At 39.8% G+C, this 15233-nt stretch carries 16 protein-coding genes; 9 read left to right on the top strand and 7 right to left on the bottom strand.

Translation table 11 applies throughout. The features are described 5' to 3' along the window. Positions 1-36: 36 nt before the first annotated feature. The 6 genes from desA (at position 37) to R0K30_RS10550 (ending at position 5856) form a co-directional block, all read left to right on the top strand. Positions 37-1086, top strand: coding sequence for a Delta(5) desaturase DesA (gene desA, locus R0K30_RS10575; RefSeq protein WP_099726874.1), 1050 nt, complete (start codon positions 37-39; stop codon positions 1084-1086). A gap of 116 nt (positions 1087-1202) precedes the next feature. Further along, a complete protein-coding gene (locus R0K30_RS10570; protein WP_099726974.1) occupies positions 1203-2324 on the top strand; it encodes a sensor histidine kinase in 1122 nt (373 codons plus the stop codon). Positions 2325-2335: 11 nt separating this feature from the next. Then, positions 2336-2935, top strand: coding sequence for a response regulator transcription factor (locus R0K30_RS10565; protein ID WP_099726873.1), 600 nt, complete (start codon positions 2336-2338; stop codon positions 2933-2935). Between the two features lie 199 nt (positions 2936-3134). Then, positions 3135-4052 carry an iron-hydroxamate ABC transporter substrate-binding protein gene (locus R0K30_RS10560; RefSeq protein ID WP_410610613.1) on the top strand — a complete coding sequence of 306 codons (918 nt, stop codon included), beginning with the start codon at positions 3135-3137 and terminating at the stop codon, positions 4050-4052. Positions 4053-4162: 110 nt separating this feature from the next. Further along, the gene (locus R0K30_RS10555; RefSeq protein WP_327924856.1) at positions 4163-4852 is read left to right on the top strand and encodes a response regulator transcription factor; all 690 of its coding nucleotides are present in this window, start codon (positions 4163-4165) and stop codon (positions 4850-4852) included. After that, entirely contained in the window at positions 4852-5856 is a 1005-nt protein-coding gene (locus tag R0K30_RS10550) for a sensor histidine kinase (RefSeq protein ID WP_230031040.1), read from the top strand. Before R0K30_RS10555 ends, R0K30_RS10550 begins: the two co-directional genes overlap by 1 nt. A gap of 71 nt (positions 5857-5927) precedes the next feature. On the opposite strand, the gene R0K30_RS10545 is transcribed toward R0K30_RS10550, so the two are convergent. Together R0K30_RS10545 and R0K30_RS10540 are read right to left on the bottom strand one after the other, a co-directional pair. Then, on the bottom strand, positions 5928-7181 hold the full coding sequence (locus R0K30_RS10545) for an FtsW/RodA/SpoVE family cell cycle protein (RefSeq protein WP_410610610.1): 1254 nt from the start codon (positions 7179-7181) through the stop codon (positions 5928-5930). Then, positions 7172-7516, bottom strand: coding sequence for a PadR family transcriptional regulator (locus R0K30_RS10540; RefSeq protein ID WP_099726868.1), 345 nt, complete (start codon positions 7514-7516; stop codon positions 7172-7174). The genes R0K30_RS10545 and R0K30_RS10540 overlap by 10 nt, the downstream gene beginning before the upstream one ends. A gap of 382 nt (positions 7517-7898) precedes the next feature. On the opposite strand from R0K30_RS10540, the gene R0K30_RS10535 reads away from it, so the two are divergent. Together R0K30_RS10535 and R0K30_RS10530 are read left to right on the top strand one after the other, a co-directional pair. Then, complete coding sequence (locus R0K30_RS10535; protein WP_410610607.1) at positions 7899-8660, top strand: ABC transporter ATP-binding protein; 762 nt, start codon at positions 7899-7901, stop codon at positions 8658-8660. After that, positions 8650-10587 (top strand): FtsX-like permease family protein, encoded by a 1938-nt coding sequence (locus R0K30_RS10530; protein WP_410610605.1) that lies wholly within the window; start codon positions 8650-8652, stop codon positions 10585-10587. Before R0K30_RS10535 ends, R0K30_RS10530 begins: the two co-directional genes overlap by 11 nt. Positions 10588-10630: 43 nt before the next feature. On the opposite strand, the gene R0K30_RS10525 is transcribed toward R0K30_RS10530, so the two are convergent. Both R0K30_RS10525 and R0K30_RS10520 read right to left on the bottom strand, forming a co-directional pair. Next, positions 10631-11983: an amidohydrolase family protein gene (locus R0K30_RS10525; protein WP_410610603.1), complete on the bottom strand. Its 1353-nt coding sequence runs from the start codon at positions 11981-11983 to the stop codon at positions 10631-10633. 104 nt (positions 11984-12087) lie between these two features. Then, positions 12088-12675, bottom strand: coding sequence for an NAD(P)H-dependent oxidoreductase (locus R0K30_RS10520; protein WP_099726864.1), 588 nt, complete (start codon positions 12673-12675; stop codon positions 12088-12090). Between the two features lie 116 nt (positions 12676-12791). Between R0K30_RS10520 and R0K30_RS10515 the strand changes: the two genes are divergently transcribed. Continuing rightward, on the top strand, positions 12792-13223 hold the full coding sequence (locus R0K30_RS10515; RefSeq protein WP_230031045.1) for a MarR family winged helix-turn-helix transcriptional regulator: 432 nt from the start codon (positions 12792-12794) through the stop codon (positions 13221-13223). A gap of 51 nt (positions 13224-13274) precedes the next feature. Here the strand turns inward: R0K30_RS10515 and R0K30_RS10510 are convergent, their stop codons facing one another. The 3 genes from R0K30_RS10510 to R0K30_RS10500 form a co-directional block, all read right to left on the bottom strand. Next, entirely contained in the window at positions 13275-13451 is a 177-nt protein-coding gene (locus R0K30_RS10510) for a hypothetical protein (RefSeq protein WP_410610600.1), read from the bottom strand. A gap of 16 nt (positions 13452-13467) precedes the next feature. After that, positions 13468-14220 carry a hypothetical protein gene (locus R0K30_RS10505; RefSeq protein ID WP_410610598.1) on the bottom strand — a complete coding sequence of 251 codons (753 nt, stop codon included), beginning with the start codon at positions 14218-14220 and terminating at the stop codon, positions 13468-13470. 285 nt (positions 14221-14505) lie between these two features. Further along, positions 14506-15120: a LysE/ArgO family amino acid transporter gene (locus tag R0K30_RS10500; protein WP_230031046.1), complete on the bottom strand. Its 615-nt coding sequence runs from the start codon at positions 15118-15120 to the stop codon at positions 14506-14508. Between the last annotated feature and the right edge of the window lie 113 nt (positions 15121-15233).

Raw genomic sequence — 15233 nt, 5'->3', positions numbered from 1 at the left:
TTGAAGTAGAAAGAAACGGAAAGGACTTGAACTTTCATGACGACTTCAACAAACACACAGCAGCAAGCCACTTTAAGAAAACAAGTAGGCCAATTTTCTGGTGCTGATTCAAAAAAAAGTATCATGCAGCTCTTTAATACATTTATTCCATTTTTGGGGCTTTGGTTTCTTGCCTATTATAGCCTGAACATCTCCTACCTTTTAACCCTCTTCTTTGCGGTTATTGCAGCTGGTTTTTTAGTACGTGTCTTTATTATTTTTCACGACTGCTGCCACCAATCCTTTTTTAAACAGAAGCCGCTGAATCACCTGTTTGGTTTCATAACGGGTGTACTCACCCTTTTCCCTTATCTTCAATGGCAAAGAGATCATTCGATTCACCATGCCACAAGCAGTAATTTAGACAAACGAGGTACTGGTGACATTTGGCTCCTGACAGTCAAAGAATATCAAGAAGCATCTGTATGGACGAAATTTCGCTACAGATTTTATCGTAATCCTTTTGTCATGTTTATTTTAGGACCGATCTTTGTTTTCTTGTTTCAAAACCGCTTCAACGTCAAAAATGCTCGTAAAAAAGAGCGCTGGAATACCTATTTCACAAACATATCGATTGTTTTGCTCGCAGGGGCTACCTATCTCCTTTTTGGCTGGCAAGGTTTGTTACTTGTCCAAGGTCCAATCTTTCTGATTTCTGGATCAATTGGTGTATGGCTGTTTTATGTGCAGCATACGTTTGAGGATTCTTACTTTGAAGCTGATGAGCATTGGAATTATGTGCAGGCAGCTGTAGAAGGCAGTTCTTTTTACAAATTGCCAAAGCTCCTTCAATGGTTAACAGGCAATATCGGTTATCACCATGTCCATCATTTAAGTCCGAGGGTACCGAATTATCATTTAGAGCATGCTCATGAGCATAGTGAGCCGCTTCAAAATGTTCCAACCATTACGCTGAAAACAAGTATTGATTCAATGAAATTCAGACTTTGGGATGAGGAAACGAAAGCATTTGTTACCTTTAGAGAGGCGCGCCAGACGAAAAGCACACCTGTCATCAAAGGAGACATTCTCAAGAAGAATGCATAAACGACGCAAGCTCTTTCTTACAATAGAAGGAGCTTGTTGGTATTTACAGGATGCGGCAACGTGTTCAATTTGATAAAGTAGTGAAAAAGAATGAAAATGGAAAAGGTGATTCACGGATGAAAAAACAACTTAAAATTCAAAAATTACATGGGATTTCCCCATATATATGGGCCATTTTTTTCATCCTGCCCTTTTATTTTATCCTTAAGACGCCTTCGACTTTAGGTATTGTGATCGGCATCATATTAAACGTCGTCTTTTTTGCCGTGTATCGTTTTGCCTTTGTCGCAAAAGGCTGGGCTTTATATGTATTCGGCCTTCTATTGATTGCAATTTCTACTGGCTACGTGATGCTCTACAGCTACATTTATTTCGCTTTTTGCATCGCCTATTTCAATGGACATATTAAAAGAAAAGTACCTTTTTATATCTTATACTATATTCATGTCGGGAGCGCCGCTGTTGCGGTGAACTTTAGCTTGATTTTAAAAAAGGGATGGTTTCTCACACAAATTCCTTTTGTTGTGATCACACTCATTAGTGCCATTCTCCTCCCTCTCAGCATTCGAAGCAGGAAAGAACGTGAACGGCTTGAAGAGAAATTAGAAGATGCCAATGAACGGATCGCCGATCTTGTGAAGCTTGAAGAAAGGCAGCGCATTGCACGTGATCTGCATGACACCCTTGGCCAAAAGCTTTCTCTTATCGGTTTAAAGAGTGACCTTGCTCGAAAACTCATCTATAAAGATCCTGAACAAGCTCGTGCCGAACTAAAAAGCGTCCAGCAGACCGCTAGAACGTCTCTTAATGAAGTGCGGAAGATCGTTTCCTCCATGAAAGGCATTCGAATCAAGGATGAAATGTCGAACATAAAGCAAATTCTCGAAGCGGCCGGGATTGAATTGATCTATGATGAAAAGGGAGCACCGAAACACATCTCTCTTCTCAACGAAAACATTGTGAGCATGTGCATAAAAGAGGCCGTTACGAATGTCGTTAAACATAGTGAAGCCACTGTCTGTAAAATCACCATTCACCAAAAGGCAAAAGAAGCCGTCATCACGGTTGAAGATGATGGAACATTTAAAGGAGATCACCCCTCCTCTCAAACGAAGGGACATGGCCTTTTAGGGATTAGAGAAAGATTGGAATTTGCAAATGGACGCCTTCATATTGAGACAAAACATGGGACGAAGCTGATCATGAGCATTCCAAATGATTCAGCAGCCAAAGAATAGGAGGAAATGAAATGATCAACATCTTTATCGCAGAAGATCAGCAAATGCTGCTTGGTGCACTCGGTTCACTACTTGATTTAGAAGACGATATGACGGTTGTTGGAAAAGGCACAAACGGCCAGGACGCCATTGATTTTGCTAAAAAACACCCCGTTGATATATGTTTAATGGATATTGAAATGCCAGGGAAATCTGGACTTGATGCAGCCGAAGAACTCAAGGAATCAGATGTGAGAATCATCATTTTAACGACCTTTGCCCGTTCTGGATATTTCCAAAGGGCGCTGAAAGCTGGCGTTAGCGGCTATATGCTGAAAGACAGCCCAAGTGAAGATCTGGCAAGTGCCATTCGCAGCGTGATGAAAGGAAAAAAGGTGTACGCCCCGGAATTGATGGAGGATTTATATAGTGACGAAAATCCTTTAACCGAACGAGAAAAATCCGTTCTTGAACTCGTCGCAGACGGCAAAAACACAAAAGAAATTGCAAAGGAACTCAGTATTAAAAGCGGCACTGTCCGGAACTACATTTCCATTATTTTAGATAAACTTGAAGTCAAAAACCGCATTGAGGCCATCACACGCTCTAAAGAAAAAGGCTGGTTTAAATAGAAAAAAGATCAGGTCATACGCTGCCTTGATCTTTTTTTCTTTCTAAAAGATTCCCTCTATTTTTTATCAGCAACTGACAAAATGTAATTGACAACAGACCGCAGTCTTATGATATGATATCCAAGTGATAATAATTATCATTATCACTAATGCAACCAAATATCCGGCATATATGCCGATTTCAAAGGAGTCTACATTCATGAAGAAAATATTGTTCCCTCTGATGCTCATCTTTGTACTTGCGTTGAGCGCATGTGGCAATAGCAGCAACTCTTCCTCAAATAAAGGAAAACAATCAACGTCAGACAAGATTACATATCAATCTGAAAATGGCCCTGTTAAGCTGCCAGCGCATCCAAAACGTGTCGTTGTTCTCGGCTCTTACACGGGCAATGTCATGTCACTTGGTGTGAACCTTGTTGGCGTTGACTCTTGGTCAAAAAAGAATCCACGCTTCCAAAAGGAATTAAAAAATGTGGAAGAAGTATCGGATGAAAATGTAGAAAAAATCATGAAGCTAAAGCCTGATGTCATCATTGGCTTAAGCAATACAAAAAATGTAGAGAAACTGAAAAAAATCGCACCTACGGTCTTGTTCACGTATAACAAAGTCGATTACCTTCAGCAGCACATTGAAATTGGAAAAGTATTAAACAAAGAAAAAGAAGCCAAAGCATGGGTGAAAGATTTCAAAGAACGCGCAGCTGAAGATGGAAAAGAAATCAAAGCAAAGATCGGTGAAGATGCGACGGTTTCTGTATTTGAAAGCGGCACAAAAGATCTTTATGTGTTTGGAGATGCATGGGGTCGCGGTACAGAAATCCTCTATCAAGAAATGAAACTGAAAATGCCTGAGAAGGTTAAGGAAAAAGCGTTAAAAGCCGGGTACTATGCAGTTTCGCAAGAGGTCATCCCTGAATTTGCTGGAGACTATATGATCATTAGCAAAAACAGTGAAATGGACAATTCCTATCAAAACAGTGAAATCTACAAGTCCATTCCTGCCGTGAAAAAACATCGTGTGTTCGAAGCAAATGCGGAAGAATTTTACTTTAACGATCCACTCACACTTGAATATCAACTATCATTCTTTAAAAAGCATTTTTTAGGTAAATAAGCTGAAGCAAGGGACCTCTTCCCTTGCTTTTTTCTTGTCTGCTTCTAGCGGCAGCGCCTTTTTTCCGCTACAATTACATACAAGCTAATTCAAAAAGTGTGGTGCTGGTTTTGTTTAAAATTTTGCTGATTGAGGACGATACAACCCTCTTCCAAGAAATCAAAGAACGCTTAGTTAACTGGTCCTATGATGTCTATGGGATTCACGATTTTCATCAGGTCATGCAGGAGTTTACTTCCATCCAGCCTGATCTAGTCATTATTGATATTCAGCTGCCAAAATACGATGGCTTTCATTGGTGCCGGATGATTCGGCATCATTCAAATGTTCCGATCATCTTTCTCTCATCTCGAGACCACCCTGCTGATATGGTCATGTCGATGCAGCTCGGTGCCGATGATTTTGTGCAGAAGCCCTTTCACTTTGACGTCCTCATCGCCAAAGTAAGTGCTGTTCTTCGCCGCGTGCATGATTATAATGCAGAACCGGCCAACTTAAAGGTTTGGTGCGGCGCTACCATTGACCTAGAAAAAAACACCGTGACAAATGAACACGGTGAGGTTGAATTAACGAAAAATGAATTATTTATTCTCAAGGAATTGGTTCAGCATAAACATCATATCGTCAGCCGGGAATCACTCATACAAGCGTTATGGGAGGATGAACGATTTGTGAGTGACAATACGCTGACTGTCAACGTCAATCGCCTCAGAAAAAAACTTGACGAGATCTCCCTTGGCACCTTCATTGAAACAAAAGTAGGGCAGGGTTATCTTGCAAAGGAAAAGGATGATCAATGATGCTGCAAGCATTTTTAAAAGAACGAAGAAGCTGGATTCTATTCTTTCTTAGTTTGCAGCTTCTCATTCTTTTTGTTGCTTATTTGGATACGACCATTCCAATGGCTTCTCTTTTTTATATTGTGTTACTGTCTACGTTACTCATGATCGTCTTTCTCTTTTTCCGTTATCGAAAAGAAACGGCTTATTATGAAAGGCTGAAAGAATGGGACGAAAACATTGATCATCAAATGTTGCTCGCTCCCTCTTCCCCATTTGAACAGCTCGTACATGATGCGACGTCAGAGCAAATCGACCGCTACCGGCAGATGGCGGCAGAGCAGAAAATCGCCCTTGAAGAAGAAAAAGATGAACTGCTTTCATGGATACATGAGGTCAAAACACCGCTCACGGCGATGCACTTAATGATCGACCGATTAACAGAACAGCCGCTGAAATCAAATATGACGTACGAGTGGCTTAGAATTCATTTATTACTCGATGCCCAGCTGCACCAAAGCAGAATACGTCATATCGAAAATGATTTATTTATTGAAAAGCTGGATCTGCAAAGCATCATAGCGAAAGAAATCAAAGCCCTCCAATCATGGTGCATGCAAAAAGGAATTGGCTTTGAACTGGCGCTTGAAGAACGCGGCGTATTAAGTGATACAAAATGGTTATCCTTTATGATCAGACAAGTGCTGACAAACGCAGTCAAGTACAGCCATTCGTCTGATATTGTCATCGAAAGCAGACAAATAAATGAACAAGTTGTACTGTCAATCACAGATCAAGGCAGAGGAATTGACCCAAGAGACGTGTCTCGCATTTTTGAAAAGGGCTTCACCTCCACAAGACATCACAATGACACCGCCTCAACGGGAATGGGGCTCTATTTAACCAAAAAAGGAGCAGACGCTCTTCATATCACGATCGAGGTCAACTCCACTATAGATCAAGGTACAACCTTCACCTTGATCTTTCCGAAAAAGAATGATTTTGTTCATATTGCGAGCATGTAAGCACATGACGGATCACATCCAATCTCTTCATAAAAGTCTGAAAGCTGTCGTGAAGAGATTGGGTAATCTACTTATGAAATATTTCCCGCTTCTTGATGAAAAACATCTCCCATCTGCCTCCTTCTATAAATACCCAAGAGCAGGCCAACAGCCATCATTTCTAGAAGAATATGAGAACCCCCATAGCTCATGAAAGGTATGGACACCCCAGGTAAAGCCAATAAGCCAAAGTTTGTGAAGATACTTAAGATAAATTTTGTTGCAAACGTAGCTCCCAAGCCTGTCATGATCATTTTCCCATAAGCCAATTGGACTCGTTTTGCTGTATGAAATACTCTGTAAATAAAAAAGACAAACAACATGAATGCAGTCACCCCTGCGAACCAGCCGAATGAATAAATGATATACGTAAACATCCAATCAGTGTGAACCTCAGACATTGCAGACGGAGTGATATGAAGCCCGTTTGAACTAAATTCATGAACTGTGTAAGAGTAAGGGTACATATCTGCTTGAAAAAGAGAAAATAATTCAACAATAAGATATAAAACACCTGCTGCTGTCAGCGGAATCATTTGCCTCACGCTTGCACTTGATACATACATAATCGTTATGCACATGACGATACAGATGATGGTCGCAGGAAGCGAGCCAATCGTACTTATTAAAAGAATGGGTAAAGCCATAATCCCTACTCCGAGCCAAGATTTGAAACCATTCCCCCAATTCCAAGAGTGAAAAATACCTGCTAAAGAAATGGCCGCAAGAAACGGCACCATCTCAGTCAGATTGATCGATACATCACTTATTCTTAAAAAGAGAATACCGTCCACTCTTACACCAAAAAACATCGTAAGAAGCAGCGTTCCGAGCGTCCCTATGTATAAATGCCAAGAGTATTTCAATAAGCGTCGATAATCGAACGCAAACAAACCAAACATAACCACAAGACCAAATAAATAAAAAACGAGACTTTTATAAAAAATATTCATGTCTTGAAGATTTGTAAAATTAGAATGAAACTGCAAAAAGTACATCACAAGCAGTCCAAATGAACAAGTGGCTAACACAAGAAGTATCGTTTTAAAATCCATTTGGGTTTTATGTGTTTCATGGAGCTGCGTTCCGATAATGGCTGCATCTCCAATTTGATCCAGCGCTTGATCTACCGCCTCTTCTTCAGGCATCCCAGCATTCATCGCTTCCTCTTTTAGCGTATATAGATGATCGCTAAGCTCAAGCTTTATACTCGAATGTACATCTTTATTTTTGATTCGTTTACATACATCCTTTATATACTTTTCGAACTTTTTTTCTAATCCCATACGATTTTCTCTCCGTTCAGAACGCCATCGACTGCATCTTTGAAAACGTTCCATTCTTCTTTCTTTTCCTTTATAAATGCTTTGCCCTGTTCATTTATTTTGTAATACTTTCTTTTCCGATTGCCATTTCCTTCGCCCCAGTAAGAGACAATCAATTCTTTCCCCTCCAAATTGTGCAAAATAGGATAAATCGTTCCCTCTTTAAAGCTAAAAATACCTTCGGACTTCGCCTCCAATTCTTTAATCATTTCATATCCATACATCGGTTTTTCATTTAATAAGCTTAAAATAAGTGTAGCTGTACTTCCCTTTAGAAGCTCTTTACTCACTTTCATCAACACAATCACCTCTAATACATAGATTTACTATGCATATATTTACTATGTATAGCATACATGAAAAAATATACCATGTAAAGGTTCAAAAACATGGACTTTTATTCTACATCCGAAATCATGATGACAAAAAAAATCAAAGAAGATTGATACATAAGAGCGAAAAACAGATAAAATGATTGATAAAGAGCACCGCTTTCTGCAAAAGATAAGTAAAGTTTCTAATAGTAGGCACGGATTCTATGTGAATTGTTTTATAAAACAAGCATGTGACAATAATGTCACATGCTCGTCTGTTTTGTTCGCCAAATCGAAGGAAGTCGATCCGGCTTCTTTTTATACTAGAGTTATCAATTTAAAAAAAGAAAAAGGGGTTCGACATATGAACATTTTAGAAGCGCGCAAGCTATATAAAAGCTACGGAAATAAATTCAACAAACAAGAGGTGCTTAAAGGCATTGATCTGACCATAGAAGCTGGAGAATTTGTCAGCATTATGGGACCATCAGGCTCGGGGAAAACAACCCTTCTGAACGTATTGTCATCTATCGACCATGTGTCCAGCGGATCGATTCGTATCGCAGATGCTGATATGACTCAAATGAAAGATCAACAGCTCGCTGAATTCAGAAAGAAACAGCTTGGCTTTGTCTTTCAGGATTATAACTTACTTGATACGCTCACGGTCAAAGAGAACATCCTTTTGCCATTATCGATCTCCAAAAAACCTAAAAAAGAAGCTTTTGAACGTTTTCAACAGCTCGCTGAGGATATGGGGATTTATGAACTAAGAGACAAATATCCGAATGAACTATCTGGGGGACAAAAGCAGCGGACGTCGGCGGTTCGTGCCTTCATTCATGAGCCTAGTCTCATTTTCGCTGATGAACCAACTGGGGCACTCGATTCCAAATCTGCATCTGATTTACTCAACAAGCTGCAAGATTTTAATCAAAAACGAAAAGCGACCATTGTGATGGTCACACATGATCCTGTCGCCGCCAGCTATTCAAGACGAGTCATTTTTATCAAGGATGGACAGATCTATACACAGTTGAATAAAGGCGCTTTAGAGAGAAAGATGTTTTTCGAAGATATTATGAAAACGCAAGGTGTCTTAGGCGGTGTAAAGCATGAACATTAATCAGCTCGTCTTCCGAAACCTGAAGAAAAATTTGAAGAATTACTACTTATACGTGTTCGCTCTTATATTTAGTGTGGCGCTCTATTTTTCTTTTGTCACCTTGCAGTATTCACCAGCACTTGATGATGTGAAAGGGTCCATTAAAGGCGGTGCTTCGATTAAAGCCGCTTCGATCCTGCTCATTGCCATCGTCGGCATCTTCCTCTTATATGCGAATAGCATTTTCATTAAGCGCAGAGGGAAAGAAATCGGCCTCTTGCAGCTCATTGGGATGACCAAACAAAAAATTGCCAGACTGCTCAACGCAGAAAACTTTATCCTATACATGATCGCCATGGCTCTTGGCATAATCGCTGGATTTATCGGTTCAAAGCTCATGCTGATGGTGTTATTTAAAGTGACCGGCGTGAACGCCATCGCCAATCTTCATTTTTCAGGCATGGCTCTTCTGCAAACGCTCATTGTCTTTCTATTGATTTATGTATTGATTCTGCTGAGAAATAGACGTTTTATTAACAAGCAGACGATTTTATCTTTGTTTAGAACAACGTCTTCTACAGAGCAGCGCGTAAAAAAAATCTCTGTGTTTGAAATCATCATTGGGGTTTTCGGTATTGTCTTGATCAGCTCAGGCTATTACATTTCCTCTCAGCTTTTTACTGGCACATACACGTCAATGCTTTCGTTATTTTTAGCCATGATTTATATTCTAGGCTCTGTCATAATCGGTACCTTTCTTTTTTATAAAGGCTCTGTTTCGTTCATTGCCAATATCGTACGTAAAAGAAAGAATGGCTACCTAGCCATTCATGAAGTCTTGTCTCTGTCATCCATTATGTTCCGGCTAAAATCAAATGCACTGCTTTTAACGATTATTACAACCGTATCTGCACTTGCGATCGGTTTGTTATCCCTTAGCTACATTTCCTATTACTCAGCAGAAAAAACCGCTGAACAACAAATTCCAGCTCATTTCGTCATGGGCTCAGAGAAGGAAGCAGCCACCTTCACTCGTGCACTTTCTGACAAACATATTGCTTATGACAAGCAACAGTTCAAGGTCATTCAAGCTGATTTTGATGCAAAAAAGATCATTGATACAGAGTTAAGCAGTTTGAATAAGAACCCAGAAGTATTGACACTACCTGTGATCAGTGAGAAGAACGTACCAAGCATTCATGTGGAGAACAACGAAGTCATCTTAAGCGGCTACAATGATTTATTGAGAAAATTCATGCCGATTAAAAGTTCAGGTGATGTGAAACTTCTAATAAAGAAACCAATTAATTTAAAAGTGATTGATATGAAGAAAGATCACTTAATCTCTTACCGGTTCACTGCTGGCGGCCTGCCTGTTGCCGTTGTTAGTCAAAGCGTCTTTGAACAGCTGGATCAAAACAAAGATCCTAAGCTTCAGCTTGACAATAACCAATATATCTCAATCAATGTAAAAGATGAGAAAAATCTTGAACAAGCCAATGACGTCTTTACTTCTTTAAAACTGGGCGATGACAGCATGTCTCGATTAGCTTCAACTCAGCAACAAAAACAAACAATAGGATTGATGATGTTTGTGGTCGGATTCTTAGGTCTAAGCTTCCTTGTCACATCAGGCTGTATTTTATACTTCAAACAAATGAATGAAAGTGAAGAAGAACAAAGCTCGTACACGATCTTACGTAAGCTTGGCTTTACTGAAAAAGATCTATTAAAAGGCATTCGGCTCAAACAGCTATTTAACTTTGGGATTCCGCTCATCATCGGATTGCTGCACAGCTACTTTGCTGTACAGTCAGGCTGGTTTTTATTCGGCGGTGAACTGTGGACACCAATGCTCATCGTCATGTCGATTTATACCGTTTTGTATTCAGTCTTCGGATTCCTGTCAGTTCAGTATTATAAAAAAGTCATTAAAGAATCCTTGTAATCTATTCCCCATAGGCCTCGCCTATGGGGATATTATGCTTGATTTAGGATGGTGTTGATTCAAACTTATGCGATAAAATATGGTCTCTTGCCGCATAAGCTTTTCGTTTCACCTCTTCTAGGTTCACACCGACAAGTTTCCCGTTTTGCTTCACTGCTTTTCCAGCAACATAGACAGAATCAACATTTGAAGGATGTGCCGTTTGGACAACTGCTCCAGCTGGATCTGTCATTGGCAGAAGATTCATGCTTGTCCGATCAATCAGGATGAAATCAGCTTCTTTCCCAGGTGAGAGTGACCCAATTTTATGATCAAGCTGCAAGGCACGTGCTCCGTTTATCGTCGCAGCTTCAAGCATTTGATGAGCAGAGAGCCCAAGTTCAGGTCCTGGCATCGTCCCCTCCATCAATAAAGATTGATTTTGGATCGCCCGCTCTGCCTGAAGCCCGAATTTCATTTGTGCAAACAAATCTCCGCCAGTCGCTGTTACCACATCTACACCAAGCGTTGGAAGAACGCCTTGTTCAATCGCAAGTCCTGTCACGGGATAACCGTGCCCCATCATCATTTCAATTTCAGGTGTAATAGAGATTGAGCTTCCACTGTCTGCCAGCATTTTCATTTGATCCGCATCAATTGCATTGATATGCACCATGTTCAGATCCGGTCCTAGTAACCCTGCTTTATGAAGCCGCTCAATCGAACGATCCTCCGCTCCCCAATTACCAAAACCGATGTGCATACTGCATAGTGCATCTAGAGACCTTGCTGTTTCGATTTCAAATACCGAGGTTTCCCATGAGGAAAACTCAGGTCCACGAATCGCAAGTCCCATCGTCAGCAGCTGATCTGTTGATTGGAAATGTGCTTTTTTCACGCGGGCTGCGTCTTCCATATTGGTGAGTGTGCTCTCCCTATCCCAATATTCAGCATCTCCAGAGGTACCAAAAGCAAAAACAGCCCGCATGCCCGCATCTTTTAATCCTCCAATGAGCTCATCTGTATGATCCATTGAATTAATCATCGTCCAGTCTAAAAATGTGGTCACCCCTGCATCTAAAGCCTCTAATGCCCCTAAATAATTGGCGATTCGATCGTCTGATGGACGTCTCATCGCCCCATAGTTGCCATAATATATTTTGCTCAAATACGTCTGCAAAGACCAATCTGTCCCTATGCCCCGGATGACAGACTGCCACACATGACGATGGGTATCCACAAGCCCTGGCATGATGACCATATCGGATGCATCGACAATGTCTGCATCACTTGCGTCAATCGAAGGTGCGACTTCTAAAATATGCGCCCCTTCAATTAGTAGATCTCCCTTTTCTAGAAAACCTAAAGATGGATCAAGTGTTATGAGAGCTGCATCTTTAAACAATGTTTTCTTCATCTATATCCCCCTTTTCATATGACGAAGATGAGTCACCCCACCCTCTCTGTCATTTTAAAACAGAACAGGATCAAATTAGAAGAAAAGTGACTCAAGCAAATGTTTTACGAACTCATTTTTCGAAAATAGTTGTATATCCGTTTTATCTTGATGTCATGTTTGCCTTTTGGACTTTCCATCATGCCAAATTCAAAGAACTTCACAGGTTTGATTCCGACATATTGTAACAGGGCTCGTTTCATTAACATCTTGTGAGCATTTTGCAAAAAGAAGAATGGATAATTTGCCGGCCCTTGCATAGTTGATACACAAACAGCGCTTTTTCCTTTTAACAACCCTTCTGGAAGCAGCCCTCCTGTTTGACGATAGGCGAAATTCGCCGCAAACATGCGATCGATAAAGCCAAGCAGCATGGCTGGCGGCCGCCCCCACCAAATCGGATAAACGAACACGATTTTGTCCGCCCATTTGATCTTTTCCTGATACACCTGAATGTCAGGATCCTTATGCATATCACGCCTTTTTTTCTCTTCATTAAAAATAAGAACAGGATCAAATTCTTCTTGATATAAATCAATGATCCTCACTTCATGAACCTTTGAATTTTCTTCACTGCCTTTGACGATTTCTTTCAAAAAAGCACCATTCAAACTATTGTGATGAGGGTGAGTATAAATAATGAGAACATTCATGTTTCGTCTCCTTTAGTTATCATTTGATAACAAATAATACATCCAATCTATTTAGTTGTCAAATGATAATTGTTTTTTGATAATAAATTTGGTATGTTACGTAAGAGGTGAAAATCATGAAAAATCCACATTTCTTCAAGGAATTCGTAGCATTTGCTTCTACTTTTTCTGAGCGAAAACATGACCTGATGAGCAAGGTCAAACCATCTGACTTAACAACCTTACAATATTTGATTCTAGAGCAGCTAGCTGTCAGTGAGCCGCTTACACCTAGTCAAATCGCTGATTGCCAGCACATGTCTCTACCAAATGTCAGCAGAGAACTGAAGAAACTTCACGAAAAACAATTCATCGATAGACAAGAAGATCAAGATGACAAACGAAAGCATGTGATTATGCTTTCTGAAAAAGGCCGAGCCTGTATGAACGAAGCATTTCAGCATATTGAATCAATGCTAATTGGCAGCCTATCTTCCTCAGACATAGAACAAATGGATGACATCGTACAAGCTCTCCGCCTATTAAATCAAACGATTTTTAAAAAATGAACATGAAAAAAGCATGAGCGTACCGCTCATGCAAAGGATCTTTTGAATTCTTTAATGAAGTGCCGCTAAAAGATACGTAATCAAACCGACGATGGGAATCAGCGGGATCATCAACTTCAATGTTTTATTTGTATTCTTATATAAATTCCACATTAAAACTGGTATACCAAATGTGATCGTATCAAAGACAGCCAACACTGCTCCTTTGCGCTGTTCTTTATGAGCCATTCTGAAAACCTCCAATTCACCAAACTTTTTTCACACAATAACCTGCTATTCCCGCAGATATCCCTGCATTAATGACTGTACATGCTATACAACCAGCAGGTCCTGTCAAACAAATATAATAGCAAGCTCCAAGAACCATTGAACGAAGCGGAAGAGATTCATTCGGTCCACTTTTCTTTTTTAAACAGCTCCAAAACTTGTTCCAATTAAAGCTCGTTGTAATTTCCGAATCATCTACCTTCGCAATTTTTCTATTTAATTCCATCATATCTTTTTTTGCACCATTTTCACCATAGGTAAAAGATCCTTTTAAAAACTCCCCATTTGGATTGATATGAAACTCATTTTTCAACTTTCCATTTTGAATGAAATATGAATGCAAATTACCTTGCTCGTCGTATTCGGCAAGTTGAATATAATGGGCTTTTATTTGATTTAGTGAAACTGAAATGAATGAAGCTGTACTAAGCAACTGATTGTCTGACTTCTTCTTTTTCAGATAAAAATATACAACATCCGTTTTGGCATCGTTCATATGAACTGCTACACTTTCTCCATTTAATTGATAACCTTTCTTTTGGGCTATTTCTTTTGCTTGTAAGAAGTGAAAGCTCCTTTTTGCTTTTTTTATGAGCTTCTCCGCCACTTTATTATTTTGTATCTTTTCAAAAGGCATGTCCTCTTTTATGCTAACAGCTTTCCCTGCAGGATACTGTCCACATAGAAGTGAAATGAACAATAAAACAAAAAACATATTCCTTATCTTCATCATGCAGCCCCCATTTAGTAAATAATGGAAATATTATACCTTTTTATAGAAAATAATATAAGGGGCTTATTTACCAAAAAAACCACCACGAATAATGTAGCATATTTCCTATCCTTTATCATTTCCGCTAGGTAATTGAACGTCACCATTTGTCTAGATATACTGTACTTGATGTCACCGGCTGTACACACCTTCCTAGATGATGCAACAAAAAAAGCGCCGGATGTTTCCACCCAAACACTTCTTTTCGTTACATAGTTGATGAACATTTTCGTGCTCTACCCTTTACACAACCAGCTGATACGCGATGTATAACGCGACCAGCCAGATCATGATCGCTGAAGCTTTATTGATACGGTTCATCCACTTGCCGTTTGTATCTAGCTTCCCTAACATTTTCCCTAAAAGAGCAAGCCCGATAAACCATAACCACGAGACAATGATACAGGCCAGTGTAAACGCCACTTTTTCAGCACCGTTATATTGAAGAGAATTCGTTCCAATTACACCAATTGTATCTAGAATCGCATGAGGATTTAAAAGTGAAACTGAACAGGCAAATACGATTTGTTTTTTAGCAGGCATCATTTCCGTCTTTTCTTTATCATCTGATGATGAGCTTGTGTTCCACACCGACCATCCCATATAAAGTAAAAAACAAAATCCAATGATATAAAGACCGATTTGCAGCATAGGAATGGTTAACACCACAACCGAAACACCGATGACCGCTAGAGTAATCAAAAGTGTATCACAAAGAGCCGCTGTGATGACAACAGGCAGCACGCGATACAATCGAGGCTGAAGCGCTCCTTGTTGAAATACAAATACATTTTGAGCTCCCAAAGGTAATATAAGACCAAAAGCAAGCACAATTCCATGAATGATAGCAATGGACATCTTCAAACATTCTCCTTTTTCCAGTAATTCCTACACATTTTAACATAGAACAATATGAAAGCTTTCTACGAATTTGATTTACCCTACAAAAAAAGCGCTGGATGCTTTTCATC

It is taken from the genome of Bacillus sp. SIMBA_154 (assembly GCF_046536015.1).
Lineage (GTDB): Bacteria > Bacillota > Bacilli > Bacillales > Bacillaceae > Bacillus > Bacillus pumilus_P.
The sequence above is the reverse complement of the archived record's forward strand: the minus strand, read 5'-3'. Positions and strand labels throughout refer to the sequence as shown.